General features: G+C 71.4%; 15 protein-coding genes. 1 reads left to right on the plus strand and 14 read right to left on the minus strand.

All coding sequences use genetic code 11. The features are described from left to right. Positions 1-51: 51 nt before the first annotated feature. The gene (locus tag J2S58_RS01500) at positions 52-1,029 is read left to right on the plus strand and encodes a sugar-binding transcriptional regulator (protein ID WP_205255249.1); all 978 of its coding nucleotides are present in this window, start codon (positions 52-54) and stop codon (positions 1,027-1,029) included. 106 nt (positions 1,030-1,135) lie between these two features. Here the strand turns inward: J2S58_RS01500 and pepD are convergent, their stop codons facing one another. From pepD to J2S58_RS01570, 14 genes are all read right to left on the minus strand, one after another. Further along, positions 1,136-2,599, minus strand: coding sequence for a beta-Ala-His dipeptidase (gene pepD / locus J2S58_RS01505; RefSeq protein WP_205255250.1), 1,464 nt, complete (start codon positions 2,597-2,599; stop codon positions 1,136-1,138). A gap of 113 nt (positions 2,600-2,712) precedes the next feature. Further along, positions 2,713-3,768 carry an ABC transporter permease gene (locus J2S58_RS01510; protein ID WP_205255251.1) on the minus strand — a complete coding sequence of 352 codons (1,056 nt, stop codon included), beginning with the start codon at positions 3,766-3,768 and terminating at the stop codon, positions 2,713-2,715. 2 nt (positions 3,769-3,770) lie between these two features. Continuing rightward, positions 3,771-5,345 (minus strand): sugar ABC transporter ATP-binding protein, encoded by a 1,575-nt coding sequence (locus J2S58_RS01515; protein ID WP_205255252.1) that lies wholly within the window; start codon positions 5,343-5,345, stop codon positions 3,771-3,773. Further along, positions 5,342-6,271 (minus strand): ABC transporter permease, encoded by a 930-nt coding sequence (locus J2S58_RS01520; RefSeq protein ID WP_205255253.1) that lies wholly within the window; start codon positions 6,269-6,271, stop codon positions 5,342-5,344. The genes J2S58_RS01515 and J2S58_RS01520 overlap by 4 nt, the downstream gene beginning before the upstream one ends. 272 nt (positions 6,272-6,543) lie before the next feature. Further along, positions 6,544-7,689: a sugar ABC transporter substrate-binding protein gene (locus tag J2S58_RS01525; RefSeq protein WP_205255254.1), complete on the minus strand. Its 1,146-nt coding sequence runs from the start codon at positions 7,687-7,689 to the stop codon at positions 6,544-6,546. A gap of 249 nt (positions 7,690-7,938) precedes the next feature. Beyond that, positions 7,939-9,186 carry an epoxide hydrolase family protein gene (locus tag J2S58_RS01530; RefSeq protein ID WP_205255255.1) on the minus strand — a complete coding sequence of 416 codons (1,248 nt, stop codon included), beginning with the start codon at positions 9,184-9,186 and terminating at the stop codon, positions 7,939-7,941. 40 nt (positions 9,187-9,226) lie between these two features. After that, positions 9,227-10,174, minus strand: a complete 948-nt coding sequence (locus J2S58_RS01535) for a beta-keto acid cleavage family enzyme (protein WP_205255256.1) — start codon at positions 10,172-10,174, stop codon at positions 9,227-9,229. 224 nt (positions 10,175-10,398) lie between these two features. Then, a complete protein-coding gene (locus tag J2S58_RS01540) occupies positions 10,399-11,514 on the minus strand; it encodes a glycosyltransferase (RefSeq protein ID WP_205255257.1) in 1,116 nt (371 codons plus the stop codon). A gap of 95 nt (positions 11,515-11,609) precedes the next feature. Beyond that, on the minus strand, positions 11,610-12,836 hold the full coding sequence (locus J2S58_RS01545; protein ID WP_205255258.1) for a glycosyltransferase family 4 protein: 1,227 nt from the start codon (positions 12,834-12,836) through the stop codon (positions 11,610-11,612). Further along, positions 12,833-13,591, minus strand: a complete 759-nt coding sequence (locus tag J2S58_RS01550; RefSeq protein WP_205255259.1) for a hypothetical protein — start codon at positions 13,589-13,591, stop codon at positions 12,833-12,835. The genes J2S58_RS01545 and J2S58_RS01550 overlap by 4 nt, the downstream gene beginning before the upstream one ends. Continuing rightward, positions 13,581-17,123 carry a hypothetical protein gene (locus tag J2S58_RS01555; RefSeq protein ID WP_205255260.1) on the minus strand — a complete coding sequence of 1,181 codons (3,543 nt, stop codon included), beginning with the start codon at positions 17,121-17,123 and terminating at the stop codon, positions 13,581-13,583. Before J2S58_RS01555 ends, J2S58_RS01550 begins: the two co-directional genes overlap by 11 nt. Before the next feature lie 434 nt (positions 17,124-17,557). Then, a complete protein-coding gene (locus J2S58_RS01560) occupies positions 17,558-18,544 on the minus strand; it encodes a malate dehydrogenase (RefSeq protein ID WP_205255261.1) in 987 nt (328 codons plus the stop codon). A gap of 169 nt (positions 18,545-18,713) precedes the next feature. After that, positions 18,714-19,448, minus strand: coding sequence for a 6-phosphogluconolactonase (gene pgl / locus J2S58_RS01565; RefSeq protein ID WP_205255262.1), 735 nt, complete (start codon positions 19,446-19,448; stop codon positions 18,714-18,716). Continuing rightward, positions 19,445-20,905, minus strand: coding sequence for a glucose-6-phosphate dehydrogenase assembly protein OpcA (locus J2S58_RS01570; protein ID WP_205255263.1), 1,461 nt, complete (start codon positions 20,903-20,905; stop codon positions 19,445-19,447). The genes pgl and J2S58_RS01570 overlap by 4 nt, the downstream gene beginning before the upstream one ends. Between the last annotated feature and the right edge of the window lie 50 nt (positions 20,906-20,955).

A 20,955-nucleotide genomic window follows, 5' to 3' on the forward strand; every position in this document is an offset into this window, starting at 1 on the left:
GACGGGGAAGGGGAGGGTCAGCATGACGCGCACAGGAGAACGATCGCCGTGGTGAAGGCGCCGCCCGCACCCAGTGCCCGACGACTGATCGCCACGGTCGCCTGGCTGTACCACACCCGGGGCCTGCGGCAGAACGCCATCGCCGAACGGCTGAACATCTCGCAGTCCCGGGTGTCCCGCCTCCTGGAGCAGGCGGTCGGCCTGGACATCGTCCGCACCACGGTCGTGCTGCCGGCGGACGAGCAGTCGGTGCTGGAACGGGAACTCGAGACCGCGTACGACCTGCGCAGCGCGCACGTGTACGACATCGGCGAGGTGCTCGACGAGACCCAGCTCGTCCGCGAACTCGGCCAGTTGCTGGCCCTGCAGCTGCAGACCACCCCGCTGGACGCCGAGGTCATCGGGTTCACCCCCTGGAGCCGGACGCTGCAGGAGGCGGTGCGCAATCTGCAGCCGCTGCGCAACTCCGGGACCCGGTACGTCGTGGAGATGCTGGGGGATCTCGGTCCGCCGGCCCAGCAGCATCTCGCCGCGCAGAACACCCAGCAGCTGGCCACCCTCACCGGCGGCGAGCCGCTGTACCTGCGGCTGCCCGGGGTGCTGCCGAACCGGGAGGTCAAGGAGACGCTGCTGGCCCACGACAGCCACGCCCGGGAGACCCTGGCCAAGCTGGACTCCATCGATCTGGCGCTCACCGGGTTCGGATCCGGCGACATCGTGCCGCCGCTGCGGGCCGGCGACAACTTCTTCACCGCCGACCAGGTCGCCCGGGTCAAGAAGCTCGGCGCCGTCGGCGAGGTCAACCTGCGGTACATCTGCGAGGACGGCACCCCCGTGGCCAACGAACTCGACGAACTGGTGGTCGGGGCCACCCTGGCCCAGCTGCGCCGGGCCGAGCGGCGGCTCGGGGTCGGCGGGGGTCCCTCGAAGTACGCCGCCGTGCGGGCCGCCCTCCTCGGGGGCTGGATCAACGTCCTGGTCACCGATTCGACCACCGCGCAGTGGCTGCTGGACAACCGCACGCGCTGACTCCTGGAACGACGAAGCCCCCGCGGCCCGGAAGGGCGGCGGGGGCTTCGTCGTGCGTCGTCGGAGGTGTCCCCGGGCGGGCGGCGGTGACCGCCCGGGGTCGGGGTCAGCTCAGTCGGCTGACCACCTCGCGCACCAGCGGCCACACCTTGGCGACCGAGGTGTGGTTCACCGACTCCAGCGGCGAGTGCAGGGCGTGCAGCTCGGTGCCGATGGAGATGATCTCCAGGCCGGGGATCTTCCGGCTGAACATGCCCAGCTCCAGGCTGCACTGCGACACGTGGATGTCGGGCTCGGCGCCGATCACGTCCCGGTAGGCCTCCGCGGCCGTCTTCAGCAGGATCGAGTTCTCCTGGTACGGGAACTCGGGCGCGTCCAGGCCGAACTGCTCCACGCTCACCCCGCCCCCGGCCAGGGCGGCGAGAACCCGCACCCGGTCGAAGATCTCGTCCTTGCGCGAGGTCACCTGGGCGGTGATGGTGGAGGCCAGCCGCACGCCGCCGTCGATCGGGCGCAGGGTGCCCACGTTGTTGGAGGTCTCGACGACCCCGGGGGTGAGCAGGCTCCAGCTGAGCACCCCGTTCGGGATCAGCGCGGTGAGCCGGGCGAAACGGGCGGTGGCCTCGGCGGAGAACGCCCGCTCCGGCGCTGCGGTCTCTTCGAGCTCCAGGCGGATGTCGTCGCCGGCCCGCTCGTACTCGGCGTGCAGGGTGTCGGCGAGTTCGGCGATCAGCTTCGTCACCGCCGGGACGTCGTCGGGTCGCAGGGACAGCACGGCCTCGGCGTCGGCGGGGATGGCACTGTTCTGGGTGCCGCCGGTCAGACCGCTGACCCGGAAGTCGTACCGGGCCAGCACCGTGTTCAGCACCCGGGCCAGGACGAGGATGGCGTTGGCCCGCTCCAGGTGGATGTCGAACTCGCAGTGCCCGCCGAGCAGACCGCGGACCTGCAGCGAGCGCGTCGCCGAGAGCTCCGACGGGACGGCCTCGAACTCACCGGGGACGTCCACCAGGAAGGTGACGTCACCGCTGCAGCCGGCCAGGATCTCGTGGTCGGTGATCCAGTTGAAGTCGATCATCCGGGTGCCGGTGAGCACCGAGGTGTCGAACTGGCCCGCGCCGACCTTGCCCTTCTCCTCCATGGCCGTCATCACGGCCTCCAGCGGCGGGTGGGGCAGATCGGTGGAGTCCAGCAACGCCAGGATGTAGGAGCAGCCGATGCCGTTGTCCGCGCCGAGGGAAGTGCCGTCCGCGCGGATGAAGTCGCCGTCGACGACGAGCGTGATCGGCTCGGTGAGGAAGTCGATCTCCACCCCCTCCTTCTTCGCGCACACCATGTCCAGGTGGCCGTGCAGGATCAACGTCGGTGCGTTCTCCAACCCGCCCTGGCCGGGCTTGCGCACGACGACGCAGTGCTTCTCGTCCTGGAAAGCCTCCAGACCACGCTCCCGCGCGAAGTTCACCACCCAGTCGGCGGCCTGCTTCTCGTTCTCCGAGCCGCGGGGGATGTCGGACAGGATCTCGAAGAACCGCAGCACTTCCTGCGGCTGCAGGGACTCCAGGACGGGCATGGAACTCTCCTCGGTGGGTTCGGGACGGGAAACGGGCGGAACGGGTCGGCCCGGACAGGCCGGCGGCGGCGGACGCCCGGACCGGAACGGCTCGGGCGCCCACCGCCGGTGGACTACTTGACGATGCCGACGCGCTTGCGGCTGATGGTCAGAGCGACGGCGACGATGATGACCAGGCCGTAGACCAGGCTCTGCGCCTCGGACGGCATGCCCAGTGCGGCGGCGCCGATCGGGATGAGCGTCACGGTCAGCGCGCCGAAGACGATGTTCACCGGGTTGGTGATGCCGCCGGTGATGGCGGTGCCGCCCACGATGGCCGCGGTGATGCCGGGCAGCAGCAGATCGCTGCCCAGGCCCGTGCTGGACGCCGAACCCGCCTGCGCGATGATCATGATGCCGGCCACCGAGGCGAGCAGCCCGGACAACGCGAACGCACTGACCTTGGCCGCACGCGTCCGCACCCCGGAGAACAGGGCGCCGGTCTCGTTCAGCCCCACCGCGGTCAGGCTCTGGCCGGGCACGGTGAAGCGGAGCAGGGCCCACAGCACGATCGCCAGGACGACCCCGACCCAGAACGCCGAGGCCAGGCCGCCGATCGCGGTGCCGAACATCGGTGTGAGCAGGCTCGTGTCGGAGGCGTAGACCGTCGTCTTGTCGCTGACGACCAGGGTGACGGCCTGGAGGATGCCCAGGGTGCCCAGGGTCAGCGCGAAGCTCGGCACCTGGAACGTGGCGACCAGCAGGCCGTTCACCGCGCCGATGGCCGTGCCCAGGATCAGTACCAGCACGATGCTGCCGGCGCCCATCGGGCCCAGGGTCTTGGCCAGGAGGACCGCCGACAGCAGGGCGGTCGCCGCGTTCGACAGGTCGATGGAGCCGACGTGCAGCACCATGCCCTGCCCGAGGGCGACCAGCAGAATGGCGATGGCCTGGGTGGCCACGATGGCCAGGCCGCCGCCGCCCAGGAAGGCCGGCCGCAGCGAGACGACCAGGACGAACAGCACGATGAAGACGGCCAGCGGGCCGACGGAGGCCCACACGTCCAGGGCCGACCAGCGTCGGCGCGGACCGGGCTGCGGCGCTTTCGCCGGGGCCGCGCCGGTGGTGTGCCCGTCGTCGGTCGGGGCGTCGGCCTGGGTGGTGGAGGGGGTGGTGCCGGGTCGGGCCATGGTCACACCATCTTTTCGAGCAGGTCGAGGGTCGTCGGGGTGTCCACGGTCAGGTCGAAGCGGGCGGTGACCTCACCGTCGCGCAGGACGAGGATGTCGTCCCCCATGTCCAGGGCCTCCTCGAGCGTGTCGGCGAGCAGGATGATCGCGGCGCCGGCATCCCGGGCCGCTTTGATCTGCTCGTTGACCGTCTCGGCGGCCCCCGGATCCAGGCCGCGCAGCGGGTGGTCCAGGATCAACAGCTGCAGCCCCTCGGACTGCAGCCACTTGGCCATGACGACCTTCTGCTGGTTGCCGCCGGAGAAGCGCTGCAGGTTGAGCTTGATGTCGTTCGGACGCACGTCCAGCCGCTGGAACCACTCGCGCGCCAAGGTGTTCTGGCCCTTGCGGTTGAGCAGGAACTTCGACCCCTCGCCGGTGCGGGCCAGGGTGATGTTCTCGGCGGAGGAGAACCCGCCGACCATGCCCTCGGACTTCCGCTCGGCCGGCACGTAGGCCATGTGGCTGCGGGTGGCCTTCGTCGTCGACCAGGACTGCAGGGTCCGGCCCTGGTAGACGATCTCGCCGGAGTCGAACGGTTCCGCCCCGAACAGGGCCCGCACGAGGGACTCCCGGCCCGAGCCGAGGGTGCCGACCATGGCGACGCAGTGGCCGGGCCGCACCGAGAAGCTGACGTCCTTGTACTCGCCCTTGCGGGTCAGCCCGGTGACCGTGAGTAGATCGGGACCGGTGCCGGTGCGGTCGGCGTCGGTCCGCTTCCTGGCCTTGGACGCGTGTCCGATCATCAGCTTGAACAGTTCGTCCTCGGTGACGTCGTCGGTCGGCCGGTCGGCCACGATCTCACCGTGCCGCATGACGATGATGCGGTCGCAGATGCGGCGGACCTCGTCGAGTCGGTGGGAGACGAAGATGACCGACCCGACGGACTTCAGGGCGGCGATCTCCCGCTCCAGGATGGCGGTCTCGTTGCGCTCCAGCACCGCGGTGGGCTCGTCGAGGATGACCAGTGGGCTGGCCTGCAGCTGCTCGTCCACCCGCAGCGCCCGGGCGATCTCGACCATCTGCCGGTCCACGAAGGACAGGTCGCCGACGATGGCCCTGGGGTCGATGTCGGCGCCGACCCGGGCCAGCACCGCGGTGGCCTCCCGGTTGAGCTGACCCCAGCGGTACCAGCCGAACTTGGTGGCGTGACCGGCCGAGGACACCGCGCTCATCGCGATGTTCTCCGCGACGGAGAGGTTCGTCAGCAGCGACTGTTCCTGGTGCACCACCCCGAATCCCGCGGCGGCGGCGTCCTGGGGGCGGCGGAAGCGCACCGGCCGTCCGGCCACCTCCATCGTCCCGGAGGTCGGTTCGTGCAGGCCGGAGAGGATCTTGAGCAGGGTCGACTTGCCGGCCCCGTTCTCGCCGATCAGGCCGATGACCTGGTTGCGGGCGATCTCCAGCGAGATGTTCTTCACCGCGACGACCGGACCGAACGACTTGGAGATGCCGGTCAGCCTGAGCGCGGGGGCGTCGGAACGGCGGCTGTCGTCCTGCGGAGCGCCGGCGGCGGGACCGCCCGTGGCCCGGGTCATTTCATGATCCGGAGGCGGCTGCGCTGCGGCCAGGCCGCGACGACGATGGCGAGGATGAGGACGGCACCGGAGACACCGGACTGCACGCTGGAGTCGACGCCGGACAGGATCAGCCCGTTGGTCAGCACGGTGAGCAGCAGGACGCCGAGCAGCGTGCGCAGCACGCCGCCGCGCCCGCCCCCCAGCGACGTGCCGCCGATGACGACCGCGGCCACGGTGACGAACAGGACACCGCCGCCGACCGAGGGGGAGCCGGCGCCCAGCCGCAGCGTGGCCAGCACACCGGCCAGGCCCGTGCACGCACCGGCCAGGGCGAAGATGGCGATCTTGGTCCGGCCGACCGCGATGCCGTTGCTGCGGGCGATCTCCTCGTTGTCACCGATCGCGTAGGCGGACCGGCCGAGCCGGGTGAACCGGGTGATCACCCAGCCGATCGCGACGACGAGGACGGCCAGCCAGAACGAGTGGGGCAGGCCGAGCAGGGTGCTGTTCGGCCAGGCCTTGACGCCACCGTCCGGCAGCAGCGGGATCGTCTCGGTGCCGAAGAGCACGGTGGCGATACCCAGCCCCACGAACCAGAAGCCCAGGGTGACGATGAACGAGGGGACCTTCAGCCGGGTGTGGATCGCGCCGGCGATCATGCCCAGCACGGCGCCCATCGCGATGCCGATGACGAACGAGAGCGGGCCGAGATCGGCCGAGCCGCGGCTGTTCTCGGTGGTGAGGATGAAGGCCATGCCGCCGGCGCCCATCAGGCCCTCGACGGACAGGTCGATGGAGCCCATGAGCACGATCAGGGTGGCGCCGACGCCGACGATGAGCGGCGTGGCCGCCTGGTCGAGGATGGTCCGGATGTTGCCGATGGACAGGAACGTGCTGGGGTTGATGACCGCGAAGACGACGATGAGGACGACGAGAGCGCCCACCTCACCCAGGCTCCGGAGCTCGAAACGGCGGTGGTGGGCCGGGGGCGCGAGGGCCGCGCTCCTCCCGGGAGGGTCTTGGGTGACCTGGTGCGTCACGGCGTTCTCCGGATCTTCGTCGACATCAGAGGGGTCGTGCGGGCTGGTGCTGGCGTGCCGGACCCGGTGGGCCCGCAGGCGGCGGGGCGACCTCGCGGGTCGGTGCGCCGGCACCGACCCGCGAGGGCCTCAGGACTGCACGAGCGGACCGTGACACGGCCCGCGGCGGGGCTGGATCAGCCGGCCGGGATCTTCTCCGGGCCCTGCCCGACGAGCGGGGTCGGCTCGACGTTCCACGGGTCTTCCTTGGCCGTCAGCGTGTCGATCCACCCGGCGATGTCGTCGTCGTACTTCGTGAAGTCCTGGAAGTTCGACGGCGTGACGCAGGCGAGCTTGAACAGGCTGTCCCGCTTCTCCTGCGGCAGCGTGGACGGGTCGATCTTGCCGGTGGCGGCCAGGTAGGCGGTGTAGAGACCGATGGAAGCGGCCATGTACCCGCGGTGGAAGGTCTCGCCGACGATGGGGGAGTTCGGCTCCTTCATCATGTCGACGACCGGCGGGTAGAGACCGTCGGAGACGAACTTGATCTTGTTGTACAGCCCGGCGTTCTTGGCCGCGTTGGTGGCGCCGATGATCATCGCGTCGTCGGCGGCCCAGATGCCGTCGACCTGGTCCGGGTACTTGGTGAGCAGGCTCTGCGTCACCGAGAGGCCCTGCTGCGGGTCCCAGTTCGCGGACTGGACGTCGAGCAGCTTGATGTTCGGGTAGGCCTTGAGGGCCTCCTTGAAGCCGGCGACCCGGGTCTGGCTGGTGGTGCTGTCCTCCACGCCGGCCAGCCCGACGACATTGCCTTTGCCGCCGAGGCTCTCGGCCAGGGCCTTGCCCGTGCACTCGCCGCTCTCCACGCCGGAGTACTTCTGGAAGGCGACGAAGTTGTTGCCGACGTCCCACGGCTCGAGGCTGTCCGGCTTGTTCCACCAGACCACGACGTAGCCGCCGGCGGCCTTGACCGCGTTGACGATGGTGGGGGCGTCCGAGCTGGCCACGGTGTTGACCATCAGGGCGACCTTCTTGCCCTGGGCCAGGATGGCCTGGATCTTGGAGATCTCGGTCTGGCTGCTGCCGGCGGAGTCGACGATCTGCACCTCGACGCCGAGCTTCTTGCCCAGCGCCTGGGCGCCCTCGATCATCGAGGCCATGTAGGGGTTGGTCGTGTTGATGACCGAGGCGACGAGGACGAGGTCGTCGTTGGCGATGGGGGCCTGGCTCGAACCGCCCCCGCCGGCCGCCGTGGTGGTGGAGCAGGCGGCGCTGGTGGTCAGCACGGCGGCCGCCAGGGCGACGGCGGTGACTCGCCGGCGGAAATGCCTGATGCGGAACATCGAGACTCCTTTGTCCAATGTCGGGGAGGAGGGACCGTTCCCCAGGGTGGCAGGCCGCGAATGATTATGCAGACGCTGCATCTTGATGTGTGGAGTTTGGAGCAGAATGCTCATCTCGTCAAGGGTGGGTGTCCACCGGTCCCCGGTGGCGTAAGAGCCGGCCCCGGGCGCCGGGTCCAGGCGCCGGCGTGCAGCCGAACGCGGGGGCGCCGTGATCGGCGCCCCCGCGTGGTGGGTCGGTGCCCGCGACTAGCCGCGTAAGGTCCGGAAGAACGTCCGCACGTCGTCGACGTAGATGTCGGGAACCTCGAGCGGGGCGAAGTGCCCGCCCTCGGTGTGCACCCGGTACTGCTGGAGGTTGAAGTAGCGCTCGGTCCACTTGCGCGGCGGCTTGTAGATCTCCCCCGGGTAGATGGCCACCGCCGTCGGCGCGCCCACGACCGGGAAACGGTCGTGGGAGGGCGACCAGGGGTTGTTGCGGCATTCCCAGTAGTAGCGCGAGGACGTCCCCCCGGTGTTGGTCAGGAAGTACACGGCCGCGGTGGTGACCAGATCCTCCTTGGGCCAGACCTTCTCGAACGCCTCGGTGCCGACGCCGCGTTCGGCCAGACCCCAGAAGTAGCGCTTCTCGGTGATCCACGCGAGCTGGCCGGCCGGGGAGTCGGCGAACAGCGACGCCAGGGTCTGCGGCTTGGTCAGCTGCATCTCTCCGTAGCCGCTCTCGTTCTCCACGAACAGCTTGCCGCGCTCGAACCACCCCTCCTCGCCCTCGCCGTACTCGCCGGCGGCGGGCAGGCCGAGGGCCGGGTCGAACTCGACGTCGGCGGGCTTGTCCGGGTGCTCGAACAGGTAGTGGCTCATCTGCGCGGCGAAGTGGGTGTAGATGCCGTACACGTCGGCCTCGTACTTGTGCCCGTGCTGCTGGGTGACCAGGGCGCCCCAGTCCCCGCCGGCCACGGCGTACTTCTCGTACCCGAGAACCTCCTTCATCAGGGTGTTCTCGAGATCCGCCGTCTTCCACCAGTTCCAGCCGGTCTCGGTGAGCGGGGAGGAGAAACCGTAGCCGGGCAGGGAGATGAGCACGACGTCGAACGCGTCGGCGGCATCGCCGCCGTGCGCCGCCGGGTCGGTGAGCGGTCCGATCACCTTGCGCAGGTCCCAGAACGTCCACGGCCAGCCGTGGTGGATGAGCAACGGCATCGGGGCCGGCGCGCCCTCGGCACGCTTGCCCTTCACATGGATGAAGTGCAGCGGGACGCCCATCAGTTCGACCCGGAAGTGCGGCAGCTCGTTCATCCGCCGCTCGACGTCACGCCAGTCGTAGGAGTTGATCCAGTAGTCGACCAGCTGCTTGTGGTAGCCGGTGTTGTACCCGTAGCGCCAGTCGTCGTTCGCGAAGTCCTGCGGGAAGCGGGTGCGTCGCAGGCGCTCGTTCATGTCGGCGAGATCGGCCTCGGAGATGGCGATCTCGAAGGGTTGGACGTCGTACTCGGTCATCGTCGACCTCTCGTTCTCGGGGGGGAGTGGGCGGAACGGGTCAGCGGAGCTGGTAGAGGGCGCGGGCCTCGTCGTGGGTCGCGATGGGTCGACCCACCTCGCGGGCGATCTCCTGGGCCTGCTGCAGCAGCTCGAGATTGGTGGGGTTGCGGGCCGGGTCGTAGAAGAGCTCGAGACCGGTCTTGATGTGGCCGCCGAGCTCGATGGCGCGGCGCAGGATGGAGGTGTCGTCCAGCGCGCCCTGTCCCCAGATCGAGATGTACCAGGGGTGGGTGACCGTGGCCTCCTCGATCATGTGCAGGTAGTAGTACAGGCTCTCCAGGCTGGGCTTCATGCCGTTGGTGCCGATCGGCTCGGTGGCGGTCAGGCCGTAGTCGCCGATCAGGTAGAAGTCCCACATCGACCCCGGCGTGGACAGCCCCCGGTTGACGTAGTGCATCGCGTGCCGCAGGTGACCGGGCTCGTAGACCCCGTAGACCATCGGGATGTTCCGTTCGCGCAGCATCTTCCACTGGCTGGCCACGCGCTGGTAGTTGAAGCCGAACTCCGGCCCCGACAGGTAGCCCTCGGCGTCGACGTCGGTGGCGAACAGGGTGAGACCGGTGTCCACGCACGCGATCCGGGCGTTCGCGTGCTCGTTCAGGAACATCACGTGCTCCAGGCCGTTCTCGTCCGGGAGCAGCCGCAGGTTGTTGCAGGTCGTCGGGTACCAGGTGATGTCCGGGTGCTTGGCCAGGACTCGGTCCCAGGTCCGCATGTAGTCCTTGTAGGCGTTCTCGCCGAGCAGGTCGAAGCTGGTGTTGTGGGCGTGGATCGCGCCCGCGCCGGCTTCCCAGCAGCGGATCGCGTCCTCGGCGATCTCCTCGTAGCCGACCGGGGTGTTCGGGTTCATCTCCTTGGTCCGGATGCCGTTGATGTGCGACTCGATGATCACCGGCGAGGTCCAGGTGGGCTTCATGTCGGCGTACTTGTCCAGGGCGGTGACCACGATGTCTCCAGGCTGTCGAAGGTCCGGCGGACCACGCCGGGGGCGGGCCTCGGGGCTGTCCGGAGTCGATGCTAGGGAGAACCGGCGCTTTTGCCTAGATTGGCACGCCATGAATATTCAGTCAGACACCCGCTCGGACAGCGGAACACCCCCGCCCGGGAGACGGGCGGGGGTGTTCCGGGGGCACTGTCGGGGCGTGCACCGTCGCGCGGGAGAGAGGAAACTCAGCGCCGGGCCAACCGGACGGCCAGATCGTCCAACCGCCGGGCCGTGGCCTCGATGCCGTAGCGCGCGACCACGTCCGCGTCCGGCCGGGTCCGGTCGGCCGGGACGCGGGAGAACAGCTCCTCGACGGCGGCGACCAGGGCGACCCGCTCGGCGTCGGCGGAGGCATCCGACGGTGCCAGCGGCAGGGCGGAGGCGGGCTGCTCGGACAGCTCGTCCAGCGCCGGGCACTGGGCGTAGGCGACGGGCAACCCGGCGCCCATGCCCTCGATGACGGCCATGCCGAAGGTTTCGTCCCGGGACGGGCTGACCAGCACGTCCATCGCGGCCAGCACGGCGGGGACGTCCCCGCGAGGGCCGAGCACGTGCACGGCGTCGGCCACCCCCAGCGCCTGGGCGCGGGCGACGAGCTCGGCGCGCAGCGGGCCGTCGCCGGCCAGCACCAGTTCCCGTCGTCCCCGGCCGAGCGTCGGGGCCAGGGCCTCGAGGAGCTGGGGGAAGCGCTTGACCGGCTCCAGCCGGCCGACCCCGCCGACCACCTGCACGTCCGGACCGATGCCGAGCTCGGACCGCACCCGGTCGCGGGCCGCCGGATCGAACCGCAGGGCGGCGAAGTCGATCCCGTTGTCCACCACGGTGATGCGCCGGTCGGCCACACCCCAGGCCAGCAACCGGGTGCGGGTCATCCGGGACACCGCGACGGTGTGCGTGCTCAACGCCTCCAGCCCGCGGTAGAGCCACTTGAGCTGCGGGGTCAGCGGGCGGTTCTCGATGGTGGTGTCCATGAGCGAGTGCTCGGTGGAGATGACGGTGCGGATGCGGGCCAGGCGCGCGGCCGGGATGGCCCAGAGCTGGGCGGAGAGCAGATGCACCTGGACGACGTCCGGTCGCAGCCGCCGCAACGAGCGGGCGAGCCGGGGAACGGCGGTCAGCTTGGCCCAGCCGTCCATGCCCCCGAGGATCTGCACGTCCTGGCCGGCGGCGGCCATCGCGTCGGCCACCACCCCGCCGTGGTACAGCGCGATGACCGTGGTGGGGTGGCGGCTGTGGGCGGTGATCGCCTGCACCTGGCGCTCGGCCCCACCGGTGGTCAGGGTGGTGATGACGTGCACCACCCTCCCCAGGATCGGAGCATGCGCGTGGTCCGCAGGCTCGGTCCGGCGGTTCGCGTCCGCCGGGGCGGCGGGCGGGCCGGGGGCGGTGCCGTCGGTCATCCGCCGGCCACCCGGTCCGCCGGCGCCACCGCGCGGCCGACGACCTCCTGGTAGACCCCGGCAACCCCGTCGGCGCAGCGCTCCCAGGTGGGCAGGTCCACCTCGGGGCGGGTGCGCGGGGCCGTCGGGTCCTGCGCGCGCAGGAGCTGCAGCGCGGCGGCTGCGATCTCCTCGTTGCTCGACTCGGCGGAGATCCCGGTGACCAGGCCGTCCTCGACGAGGTCACCGGTGCCGGCGATGTCGAAGCCGAGCACGGGCAACCCGGAGGCGACCGCCTCCATGACGCCCACCGGGTGCGCCTCGTAGCTGGAGAGCGCCATCATCAGGCTCGACTGCGCCAGCTCCCGGGCCATGGCCGAGCGGTCCGCGGGCGGCAGATGACGGATGGCCACGCTGTCCTGCACGCCGAGCTCGACGGCGAGATCGCGCAGCGCCTGCTCGTAGGGGCCGGCGCCCAGGACGACGAGATCGGCGTCCGGCATCTCCGCCAGGATCAGCGGCATCGCCTCGATGGCCCGGTGGTGGCCTTTGTACTTCTCCAGTCGTCCGCTGGAGACCATCCGCCCCTGACGCGCCGTCACGTCGGCGGCGACGGCGGGCAGGGCGCCCCCGTTGCCGATGACCACGAAGTGGTCGGGGTCGATACCGGTGGCCGCGCTGAACCGCTTCTTCTCGAACCGGCTCACTGCGATGAGCTTGGCCGACCGCCGCAGCAGCGGGGCCAGCACGGAGAACTGCGCCCCGCGGGCCGCCGTGCGCCCGGCCGAGGAGTGACCGCCGCTGTGGAAGGTCAGCACGAACCGCTTGCCGGCCCGGATCGCGGCCAGCATGCCGACCAGCGGCACCAGGGTGTTGATGCCCTGGAAGTGGATGACGTCCCACTGGGGCTGGGCGATGACCTTGCCGATGCCGGGGGAGAAGTAGAAGTCCTGTTCCTTCGGCCAGCTGCGCCGGCGGATCACCGGGACGCCGCCGACCTCGTCGCGCTCGGGCAGGGCGCCGCTGCGGTCGGTGGTCAGGATGGTGACCTCGACGTCGGAGCGCAGCGCCAGCCGCTTGGTGACCTCGGCGACGTGCGTTTCCAGGCCGCCGAGTTCGGGGAAGTAGCGCTGCACCACGTGCAGCACCCGGATGGGTCGGTCGGCCGGGACGGGCAGCGGTGTCCGGCCGTGACCGGTGACCGCCGCGCGCAGCCGCGCCAGCGGGGAGGGGCGGGCGGTCATCGGGGGGTCCCGTCCAGGATGAGTTCGCGGACCGGGGTGCTCTGGCCCGGGTTGATCAGCTGCACGGTGACCGTCTCGCCGGCGGTCAGCGTCAACGGCACCTGCACCGGGACGTCGGGGTCGAGCACGATGCCGGTGGCCAGTACGGATCGCCCGGTGGAGGTCTCCACCACGATGTCGAGCGGGCCGGCCGCGCGGCCGGAGGTGATGGTGACCGTGGTGGCACCGTCGACCGCGGGGGGCGCGGCCATCTGCACGCCGGGCACCGTGACCTGATCGGTCGACACCACGGACATCACGATCGCCTCGGTGACGATGCCGCCGGCAATGAGCGTGCAGACCAGGGTCAGCACGGACACCTGCCCGCGCAGGCCGGCGGCCAGTGATGGTGCCGCCGGTCGGCCCTCGGCCAGGGCCAGGGCGAGCAGGGCGAGCAGGCTGAGCGCGATCGACCAGGTCAACCGGGTCAGGCCCCAGGGCAGCACGGTGAGCAGCAGCCCGGTGAGCGCGACGACGACCACGGCGCCGCCCAACCCGACGAGGACGGCATCGAGCCGGCCGCGGCGGCGCAGCCGGGCCACCCGCTCCAGCACGACCAGGGCGGCGACGACGACCACCGGGGTGGTCAACCAGGTGGGCGCACCGATGACGACCAGCAGCTCGGCGAGCAGCACCAGGCCGGCGCGCCACACCAGGTCGCGGCTGACCGCACGACCGGTGTCCCGGTCCTGGGTGGTGAGGGTGTCACTGGGCATCGCGGAGCTCCCGGAGGTCGTAGATCACGATGGATCCGTTGTCGTAGATGCGCTGGACACCGGCGACGCCGGTGAACTTGTCCAGGGCCTCCGGGGACACCGGGGTGGTGCGTCCCTGGCCCTCGAACTCGCCGTTCTCGATGTAGACCTGCTGGTTGGGCAGGCCGTTGGCCAGCCGCCGGTCGACGATGAGGTACTCGAGCTGGGCCCGCTTGATCAGGTCGAAGTCGGCGTCGGTGAGCTGCGGGTCGAGCAGCAGCCGGGAGGCGTCGATCAGGGTGGAGACGTGCCGGACGGTGAACTGGCCGCCGTAGGCCGCGGCCAGCAGGCCGCCCACCCGGTCGCCGTAGACCCGGCTCTCCACCGGCAGGTTCGCCGCCATCCACTCCGCCGCGGCGAGGTTGTCGGCGTCCACGCTGCGTGCGTCCGCCGAGATGAGGTACGGCCCCGGCAGCTGCTGGGCGGTGGGGCCCGAGCCCAGCACGATGTTGCCCAGGAAGGTGATCGTCGCGGCCACGGTCAGCACCGCGGTGCCGATCACGCTGCGCCGGCCGGTCCACCGACGGTGGATCAACCACCAGCCGACCACGGCGGCGATACCCAGGAAGACGAACCCGGCCGCCCGGTCGCCGACCTCGGCTGTGGCCCGGGTCAGGTGCCCACCGGGAACCACCGGGTACAGCAGGGCCAGCAGGGTGATCAGCACGCCGAACGCGTCACGGCGGCGCAACCGGGACCGACCGAACAGCAGGGCGGCGAGCAGCGCCACCGCGCTGATCAGCACCGCGGCGATGATCAGCACCTGCTCCCACGGCGCGGGTCCGGCGCCGGCGGTGTTGGCGAACAGGGCCTTGGTCTGCTCGCCCTCGGCCAGGCTCGCCACGTCGGTGGACGAGCTGGTCACGATGGCCAGCAGGTACGACCCGATGGGGCTGCCCGGGTTGACCGCGGTCAACAGCCAGGTGACGACGCTGGCGCCGAGCATGACGAGCAGGCCGCCGATGTCCCGGCGGTCGTCCGCCCGCCGCCCGTCGTCGACGGCGGTGCCGGTGGCCTTCCGGCTGCGCAGGATCGCGGCCAGGGCGACCCACACCGCGAAGGTGCCGACCAGCAGGATTGCGGTGACGTGGTGGGTCAGCGCGACCGCCGCCACCCCGGCCAGCGGCAGCACGAGCGCGGTGCGCGCCCCCCGCCGACGGGTGAGGAACAGGTAGATGGTCAGGACCGCCAGCGGCAGGGCCAGAGTCTGGTACGAGTACTGCGAGTTGAAGAACAGGAACTGCGAGTTCAGCACGTAGACGACGCTGGCGATGGCGCCGGCCCGACGGGACCCGGTCAGCAGGGTGACCAGTCCGATGAGGGCCAGCACCAGGATGACCCGCGCGGCCACCAGCACCACGGTGCCGGCGACGAACGAGCTCAGCCCGGTGGTCTGGTGCAGGGCGTCGGTGACGACCTCCAGGCCCGGGTAGTAGCCCGATACGGGCAGCAGCGGGTTCTCGCTGAACAGCCGGTGCGTCTCGTCGATCTGGCGCAGGGTGTTCGCGTGGATCAGCTCGTCGTGGAAGACGAACCGGTCCGGGGAGATGACCAGGCGGCTCAGCTGCAGCAGCACCGGCAGGGCGATGGCCAGGACCAGCCATTCGGCGTGCGGCGTGCGCGGCCACAGCACCCGCACGCAGGCCGGGACGAAGATGATCGCGAGACCGGCGACCCACAGCGTCTGCTGCAGACCGGTGGCCGTCGCCGTCCGGGAGGACGCGGCGGCGACGGCCATGAGCAGCAGGCCCAGGGCCATGACGACGAGCACCGGCCCGGTGAACGGCCGCCCGGGGACGACCACCAGCGGGGCCTGCGGGTCGGGGCCGGTCAGCAACCGCCGGAGACGGCCGGGTCGCGGTGACCCATTGCTCGGCCCGGGATCTCCGGTTGCGGCGTGCTGCTCGACCGGTCGTTCGGCGGTGGCGGTCCGGGCGCCGGCCACCGGGGTGGCGGCAGCCTCGGCACCGGCAGGGAGCTGCGGTGCGGGCACGTCCGGGATCCCCCCGGCACCGGCCGATGTCACTCCCGTGTCCGGGGTGGCGCGGTCCATGCGACTCTCCTCGTCCGGCCCGCGGCGCAGCGCCGACCGCTCGTCATCGTGCCCCCCGAGGCGTTCTTCTCCCGGTGAAGTCGACACCGCGACGGCGTTCTGCCCCTCGTTCGGGGTGGTTCGGGTCATCTGGCGGTACCCGCGGTACAGCGGGACGGCTAGGATCAACGCCTCGACGACCAGCACACCGACGAAGCCGAGACACAGGCCGACCGTGCCCCCCAGTTCGGCACCGATGGCCGCCGCGACCAGTTCCAGCACGGTGAAGACCACCAGCAGCAGGGTCGCCTCGGTGGTGCGCCCCTGGACCCGTCGCAGGGCCACGAAGTGGTCCTTGATCACGAACGGCAGGCCGGCCAGCACCAGTGCCCGCAGGATGTTCGCGCCCTCGTCGGAGTAGGCGGACCCGAAGAGGTTCAGCACCAGCGGGGCCAGCGGGAAGATGACGATGATGGCGGACAGGCTCACCGCGAGGCCGACCGGGATGGTCAGCCGCATGCGGCTGAGCACCTCCCGCTCGTCGCCGCGGGCCGCGGCGAACAGGCCCACGCTGATGGCGAACGGCAGGGCGAAGACGAACCCGGAGACCAGGACGGCCGAGTTGAAGTAGGCGTTCTCCTGGGCGGAGAGCAGCACCGTGACCATGATCGGCAGGATCTGCAGGGTCGCCTGGATGGTGATGTTCAGAGCGTGGTGACTGGCCGCGTCCCGGCCCATCCCACGGAGCAGGCGCAGGTCGATGAGCCGTCCCGAACCCGCGCGTCCGCCCCGGGTCCGGAAGGAGACCAGCGGCAGCGACACCAGCGAGCCGATGGTCCAGGCCAGGAAGATGGCCATGCCGCCGCCCGCCCCGAGGGCGTTCAGCCCCAGCAGGGCGCCGATCTTGACCACGCTGGCCACGATGTTGCGTTCCAGCTGCAGGTTGCCGACGCCGATGGTCAGCACCGCCTGGTCGAGCACCAGGATGACCGACATCAGGCCGGTGCCCAGGGCCAGACCGGCCAGCGCCAGCGGCGTGCCGACCAGGGGCCGCAGGTTGTCCGCACCGAACGCGTGCACGGCGACCAGCGGGACGACCACGGCCAACAGCCCGCCGGTGACCCCGGCCGCGAACAGGCTGGTACGGACCAGGACCCGGCGCGAGGACTCGTGGGTGTGCGGGAGCTTGGCGATCAGCAGGGTGCCCAGGCCCAGCGAACCGAGCGACCCCAGCAGCATCATCATGGCGACGGCGGCGCCGGCCACCCCGACGTCGGACTCGGCGAAGGTGCGGGCGGCGAGGGTCCAGAAGGCCAGGCCCAGGATGCTGGTGAAGGCCTGCGTGCCCACCAGGGACGCGGTGATGCCGGCCACCCGCTTCAGGCCGGAGGGGCCCGGTGCGGTGGTCGGCGGGGTGGCGCTGGCCTCCGTGATGGCTGGCTCCTCGACTGGTGAGCGCATGCGTGGGTACCGTCCGTCCGCTTCGATGATGTCCGTTCGTCGCCCTCCGCGCAGGAGAGCAGGACGAACCGTCGGAAACGGCTGTGTTCCCGGTGTCGAACCGGAACCCCCCGGACGACACGGCGGCAGAGAGCCACCCGAGCGCATCCCCGAATGCGCAGGACCGAGATTACGTCATGAGGTGGTCATTGTGGTGACCCAGAGCTGTGACAAAGGCCAACAACCGCCCGAATGAGGGACGGTTGTCCGTTTGCCCGGCACCCTGCGTAGTCGGTGCGTCGTTGTGGCCCCCGGTGGAACCCGGCGGCGGAGGGCGGCGCAGGGCCCCGGAAAGCCGAACGACCCGGCGCCGGAAGGGCGTCGGGTCGTTCGGGCGGTGCTGCTGTGGGTCGCTCTGCGGCCCACGTCCGTCACTGGTCGGGCGCCGGTCAGGCTCAGAGCAGGCCGAGGGCCTTGACCGCGTCGCGCTCCTCGGTGAGCTCCTTGACCGAGGCGTCGATGCGGCCGCGGGAGAAGTCGTCGATCTCCAGCCCCTGGACGATGGACCACTCACCGCCGGACGCGGTGACCGGGAAGGAGGAGAAGATCCCCTCCGGGACGCCGTAGGAACCGTCGGACGGGACGGCGGCGCTGGTCCAGTCGCCCTCGGGGGTGCCGTGGACCCAGGTGTTGACGTGCATGATCGCCGCGTTCGCGGCCGATGCGGCGGACGACGCCCCGCGGGCGTCGATGATGGCCGCGCCGCGCTTGGCGACGGTCGGGATGAAGGTGCCCTCCAGCCACTCCTGCTCGACCTGATCGGCGACCGATCGGCCGCCCACCTCGGCGTGGAACAGGTCCGGGTACTGCGTGGCGGAGTGGTTGCCCCAGATGGTGATCTTGTGGACGTCCGAGACCGGCACCCCCAGCTTCTCGGCGACCTGGCCCACGGCGCGGAAGTGGTCGAGGCGGGTCATCGCGCTGAACCGGGTGGTGGGGATGTCCGGGGCGAAGGACGACGCGATGAGGGCATTGGTGTTCGCCGGGTTGCCGACGACCAGGACGCGGACGTCGTCCGCGGCCCCGGCGTTGAGTGCCTGCCCCTGCGGCTTGAAGATGCCGCCGTTGGCCGACAGCAGGTCGCCGCGCTCCATGCCCGGCCCACGCGGGCGGGCGCCGACCAGCAGGGCGACCGAGGTGCCGTCGAAGGCCTGGGTGGCGTCGTCGGTGATCTGGATGCTGTCGAGCAGGGGGAACGCGCAGTCCTGCAGCTCCATCGCGGTGCCCTCGGCGGCCTTCAGGCCCTGCGGGATCTCCAGCATGCTCAGCGCGACGGGCGTGTCCGGGCCGAGCATCTGTCCGGAGGCGATGCGGAACAGCAGCGCGTAGCCGATCTGACCGGCAGCTCCGGTCACGGTGACCTTGACGGGGGCCTGGCTCATGGGTGATCTCCTCTTCGAGAATCGTCTGGTGTCTTGCGCGCCGCGCCGGTTCTCGGTCGCGGCGGGCGGGTGATCGACCCGCCGATTATCCCGGTCGGGGCGGAACCCGGGCGGGCCGAGTGGGCATCGTCTCCTGCGGTGCCGACCACAGCCCGTCCGGGCGACGGCGTCAGTGCGGGGGAAGATCCGTGGCGGCGGCCCGGTCGATCAGCCACAGCGTGCTGAGTCGCCCGCGGGCGCCCGCGGCGGGGACGTCGACGGGGTCGGCGCCGGACACTGCCCGGGCCACCGCCTCCGCCTTGCCCGCACCGGCGGTGATCAGCCAGACGTGGTCGGCCCAGCCGATGCTGGGCAGGGTCAGGCTGATCCGGGTGGGCGGAGGCTTCGGGCAGTCCCGGACGGCGGTGGCCGACTCGGTCGACCGCACGGCGGGGGAATCCGGGAAGATCGACGCGACGTGCCCCTCGGGACCGACGCCGAGCATCAGCACGTCGAAGTGGTCGCGCCCGTCGAGCGCCGCCCGGTAGGCGGCCGCGGCGGCGTCCGGATCGCCACCGGCGGGGCCGTCGTCCGCGGCCATCGCGTGCACCCGAGCGGGGTCCAGGGGCAGATGGTCGAGCAGGGCGTCGCGGGCCTGCACGTCGTTGCGTTCGGGATCGGCGGCGCCGAGGAAACGCTCGTCACCCCAGAACACCTCGACCCGACTCCAGTCGACCGCGTCCCGGGCCGGGGAGGCCTGGACGTGGGCGAGCACCCCGATACCAGTGCCGCCGCCGGTGAGGACGACCGACGGGACCCGACCTTCCGCCTGGACGTCGACCAGGGCGGTGATCAACCGGGCCGCCGTCGCCGCGGTCAGCAGGTCGGCGGAGGCGTGCACCACGACGGTGGGATCGGCGCTCATCGGGCGGTCCTGCGCGCGCGCCGGGCCGGCGTGGGGGTGGCGTCGGGTGCGGGGGCGGACTCAGTGGCGGCATCCTTGCGTCCGGCCGACTGCCGGGTCGCCGGCTTCGTCGACGCCGTCTTCGCCGGTGCCGCCCTGCGGGAGGCGGCCTTCCTGGGGGCCGCCGTGGTGGGTGCGTCCGCGGTGGCCGCGACCGCCGCGCGGGGGGTCCGGGTCCTCGGGGCCGTCCCGGCGCCGCGCCGGGCGGTGGTGCGCGACCGGGTGGAGCCCGACTCGGCCACGGAGTCACCGGCCTCGGCCGCCCGGCGGGCGGAGCCCGCGAGGTCGTCCGCGGTGTGCGTGTCGCCGTCGGTGGCCAGCGTCGGACCGTTGCCGGGCGCCCCGTCCGGAACGGTGGTCAGACCGGCGTCGGTCTTCCGGCGGCGGCCCCCCCGGGCCTTCGGGGTCGCGGGGTCGGCGGCGGCCTCGACCGGGGCGGTGGCCGGCGTCGCCGACTTCGTCCCGGCCCGGGTGGATGCCTTCGCGGCGGCCTCGGCGTGCTTGGCCACCATGGGCAGGCCCTTGGCGAGCACCTCGGCGAAGACGTCGTCCGGGTCGAGGCGGCGCAGTTCCTCGGCGATGCAGTCGCGCAGACCGCGGCGGCGCAGGGCCACCTCACGGCGCGGCTGGTCCGGGACGGACAGCGTGGCGGTGAGCTGGTCGGGCCGGATCAGGCTGGTGTCCCCGGACTTGCGGGTCAGCACGACCGAGCCCAGACCGCTGCCGGAACGGCCGCTGCGCACCCGGCGCACGGGGCAGCGCAGGCGGACGGCCAGCCAGGCCGCCATCAGATCGGTGGAGACCGAGTCGGGCGAACCCGCCACCACGGCGGAGATGACCTTCTCGTGCGGCGGCTGGTCCAGGGCGGCGGCCAGCAGGCCCCGCCAGGAGGTGAGCCGGGTCCAGGTCAGGTCGGTGTCACCGGGGCGGTAGCTGTCCTGCAGCGCGGCCAGGGTGGCGAGCGGCCGCTTGGTGCGGGCGCCGTCGGTGATCCGGCGCTGGGCCAGCGAACCGATCGGGTCCTCGGCGGGGACGGCGGGGCTCTCGCCGGGCCACCAGACCACGACGGGCGCGTCGGCCAGCAGCAGGGGGACCACCACGGTGGCGCCGTGGTCGGCGAGCTGCCCGTACAGGCGCACCACGACGACCTCGCTGGCACCGGCGTCACCGCCCACCCGGATCTGGGCATCCATCCGGGCGGCTCCGCGCCGCGATCCACGGCCGACCACGATGACCCGGCAGGGATGTTCGAAGGACGCGGCGTTGGCGGCCTCGATGGGCTCCTCGGACTCGCCCTCGTCGGTGACGATGACCAGGGTGAGCACGCGACCCAGGGCGACGGTGCCGCCCTTCTCGCGCAGGTCGACCATCGCCTTGTTGATCTTGGACGAAGTGGTGGAGGGCAGGTCGATGATCAACGCCGGACTCCCGTTCTCGGGGTGGTGAGGGAGGGGCCGTGGCCCGGTTC

It is taken from the genome of Nakamurella flavida (assembly GCF_030811475.1).
GTDB classification, from domain to species: domain Bacteria; phylum Actinomycetota; class Actinomycetes; order Mycobacteriales; family Nakamurellaceae; genus Nakamurella; species Nakamurella flavida.

Excerpts from the sequence above, each read along its gene's own strand:
- J2S58_RS01550 (WP_205255259.1), bottom strand. The coding sequence starts at position 13,591 with ATGCCCAGTGACACCCTCACCACCCAGGACCGGGACACCGGTCGTGCG.
- pepD (WP_205255250.1), bottom strand. The coding sequence starts at position 2,599 with ATGCCCGTCCTGGAGTCCCTGCAGCCGCAGGAAGTGCTGCGGTTCTTC.
- J2S58_RS01555 (WP_205255260.1), bottom strand. The coding sequence starts at position 17,123 with ATGCGCTCACCAGTCGAGGAGCCAGCCATCACGGAGGCCAGCGCCACC.
- J2S58_RS01525 (WP_205255254.1), bottom strand. The coding sequence starts at position 7,689 with ATGTTCCGCATCAGGCATTTCCGCCGGCGAGTCACCGCCGTCGCCCTG.
- J2S58_RS01530 (WP_205255255.1), bottom strand. The coding sequence starts at position 9,186 with ATGACCGAGTACGACGTCCAACCCTTCGAGATCGCCATCTCCGAGGCC.
- J2S58_RS01545 (WP_205255258.1), bottom strand. The coding sequence starts at position 12,836 with ATGACCGCCCGCCCCTCCCCGCTGGCGCGGCTGCGCGCGGCGGTCACC.
- pgl (WP_205255262.1), bottom strand. The coding sequence starts at position 19,448 with ATGAGCGCCGATCCCACCGTCGTGGTGCACGCCTCCGCCGACCTGCTG.
- J2S58_RS01560 (WP_205255261.1), bottom strand. The coding sequence starts at position 18,544 with ATGAGCCAGGCCCCCGTCAAGGTCACCGTGACCGGAGCTGCCGGTCAG.
- J2S58_RS01510 (WP_205255251.1), bottom strand. The coding sequence starts at position 3,768 with ATGGCCCGACCCGGCACCACCCCCTCCACCACCCAGGCCGACGCCCCG.
- J2S58_RS01515 (WP_205255252.1), bottom strand. The coding sequence starts at position 5,345 with ATGACCCGGGCCACGGGCGGTCCCGCCGCCGGCGCTCCGCAGGACGAC.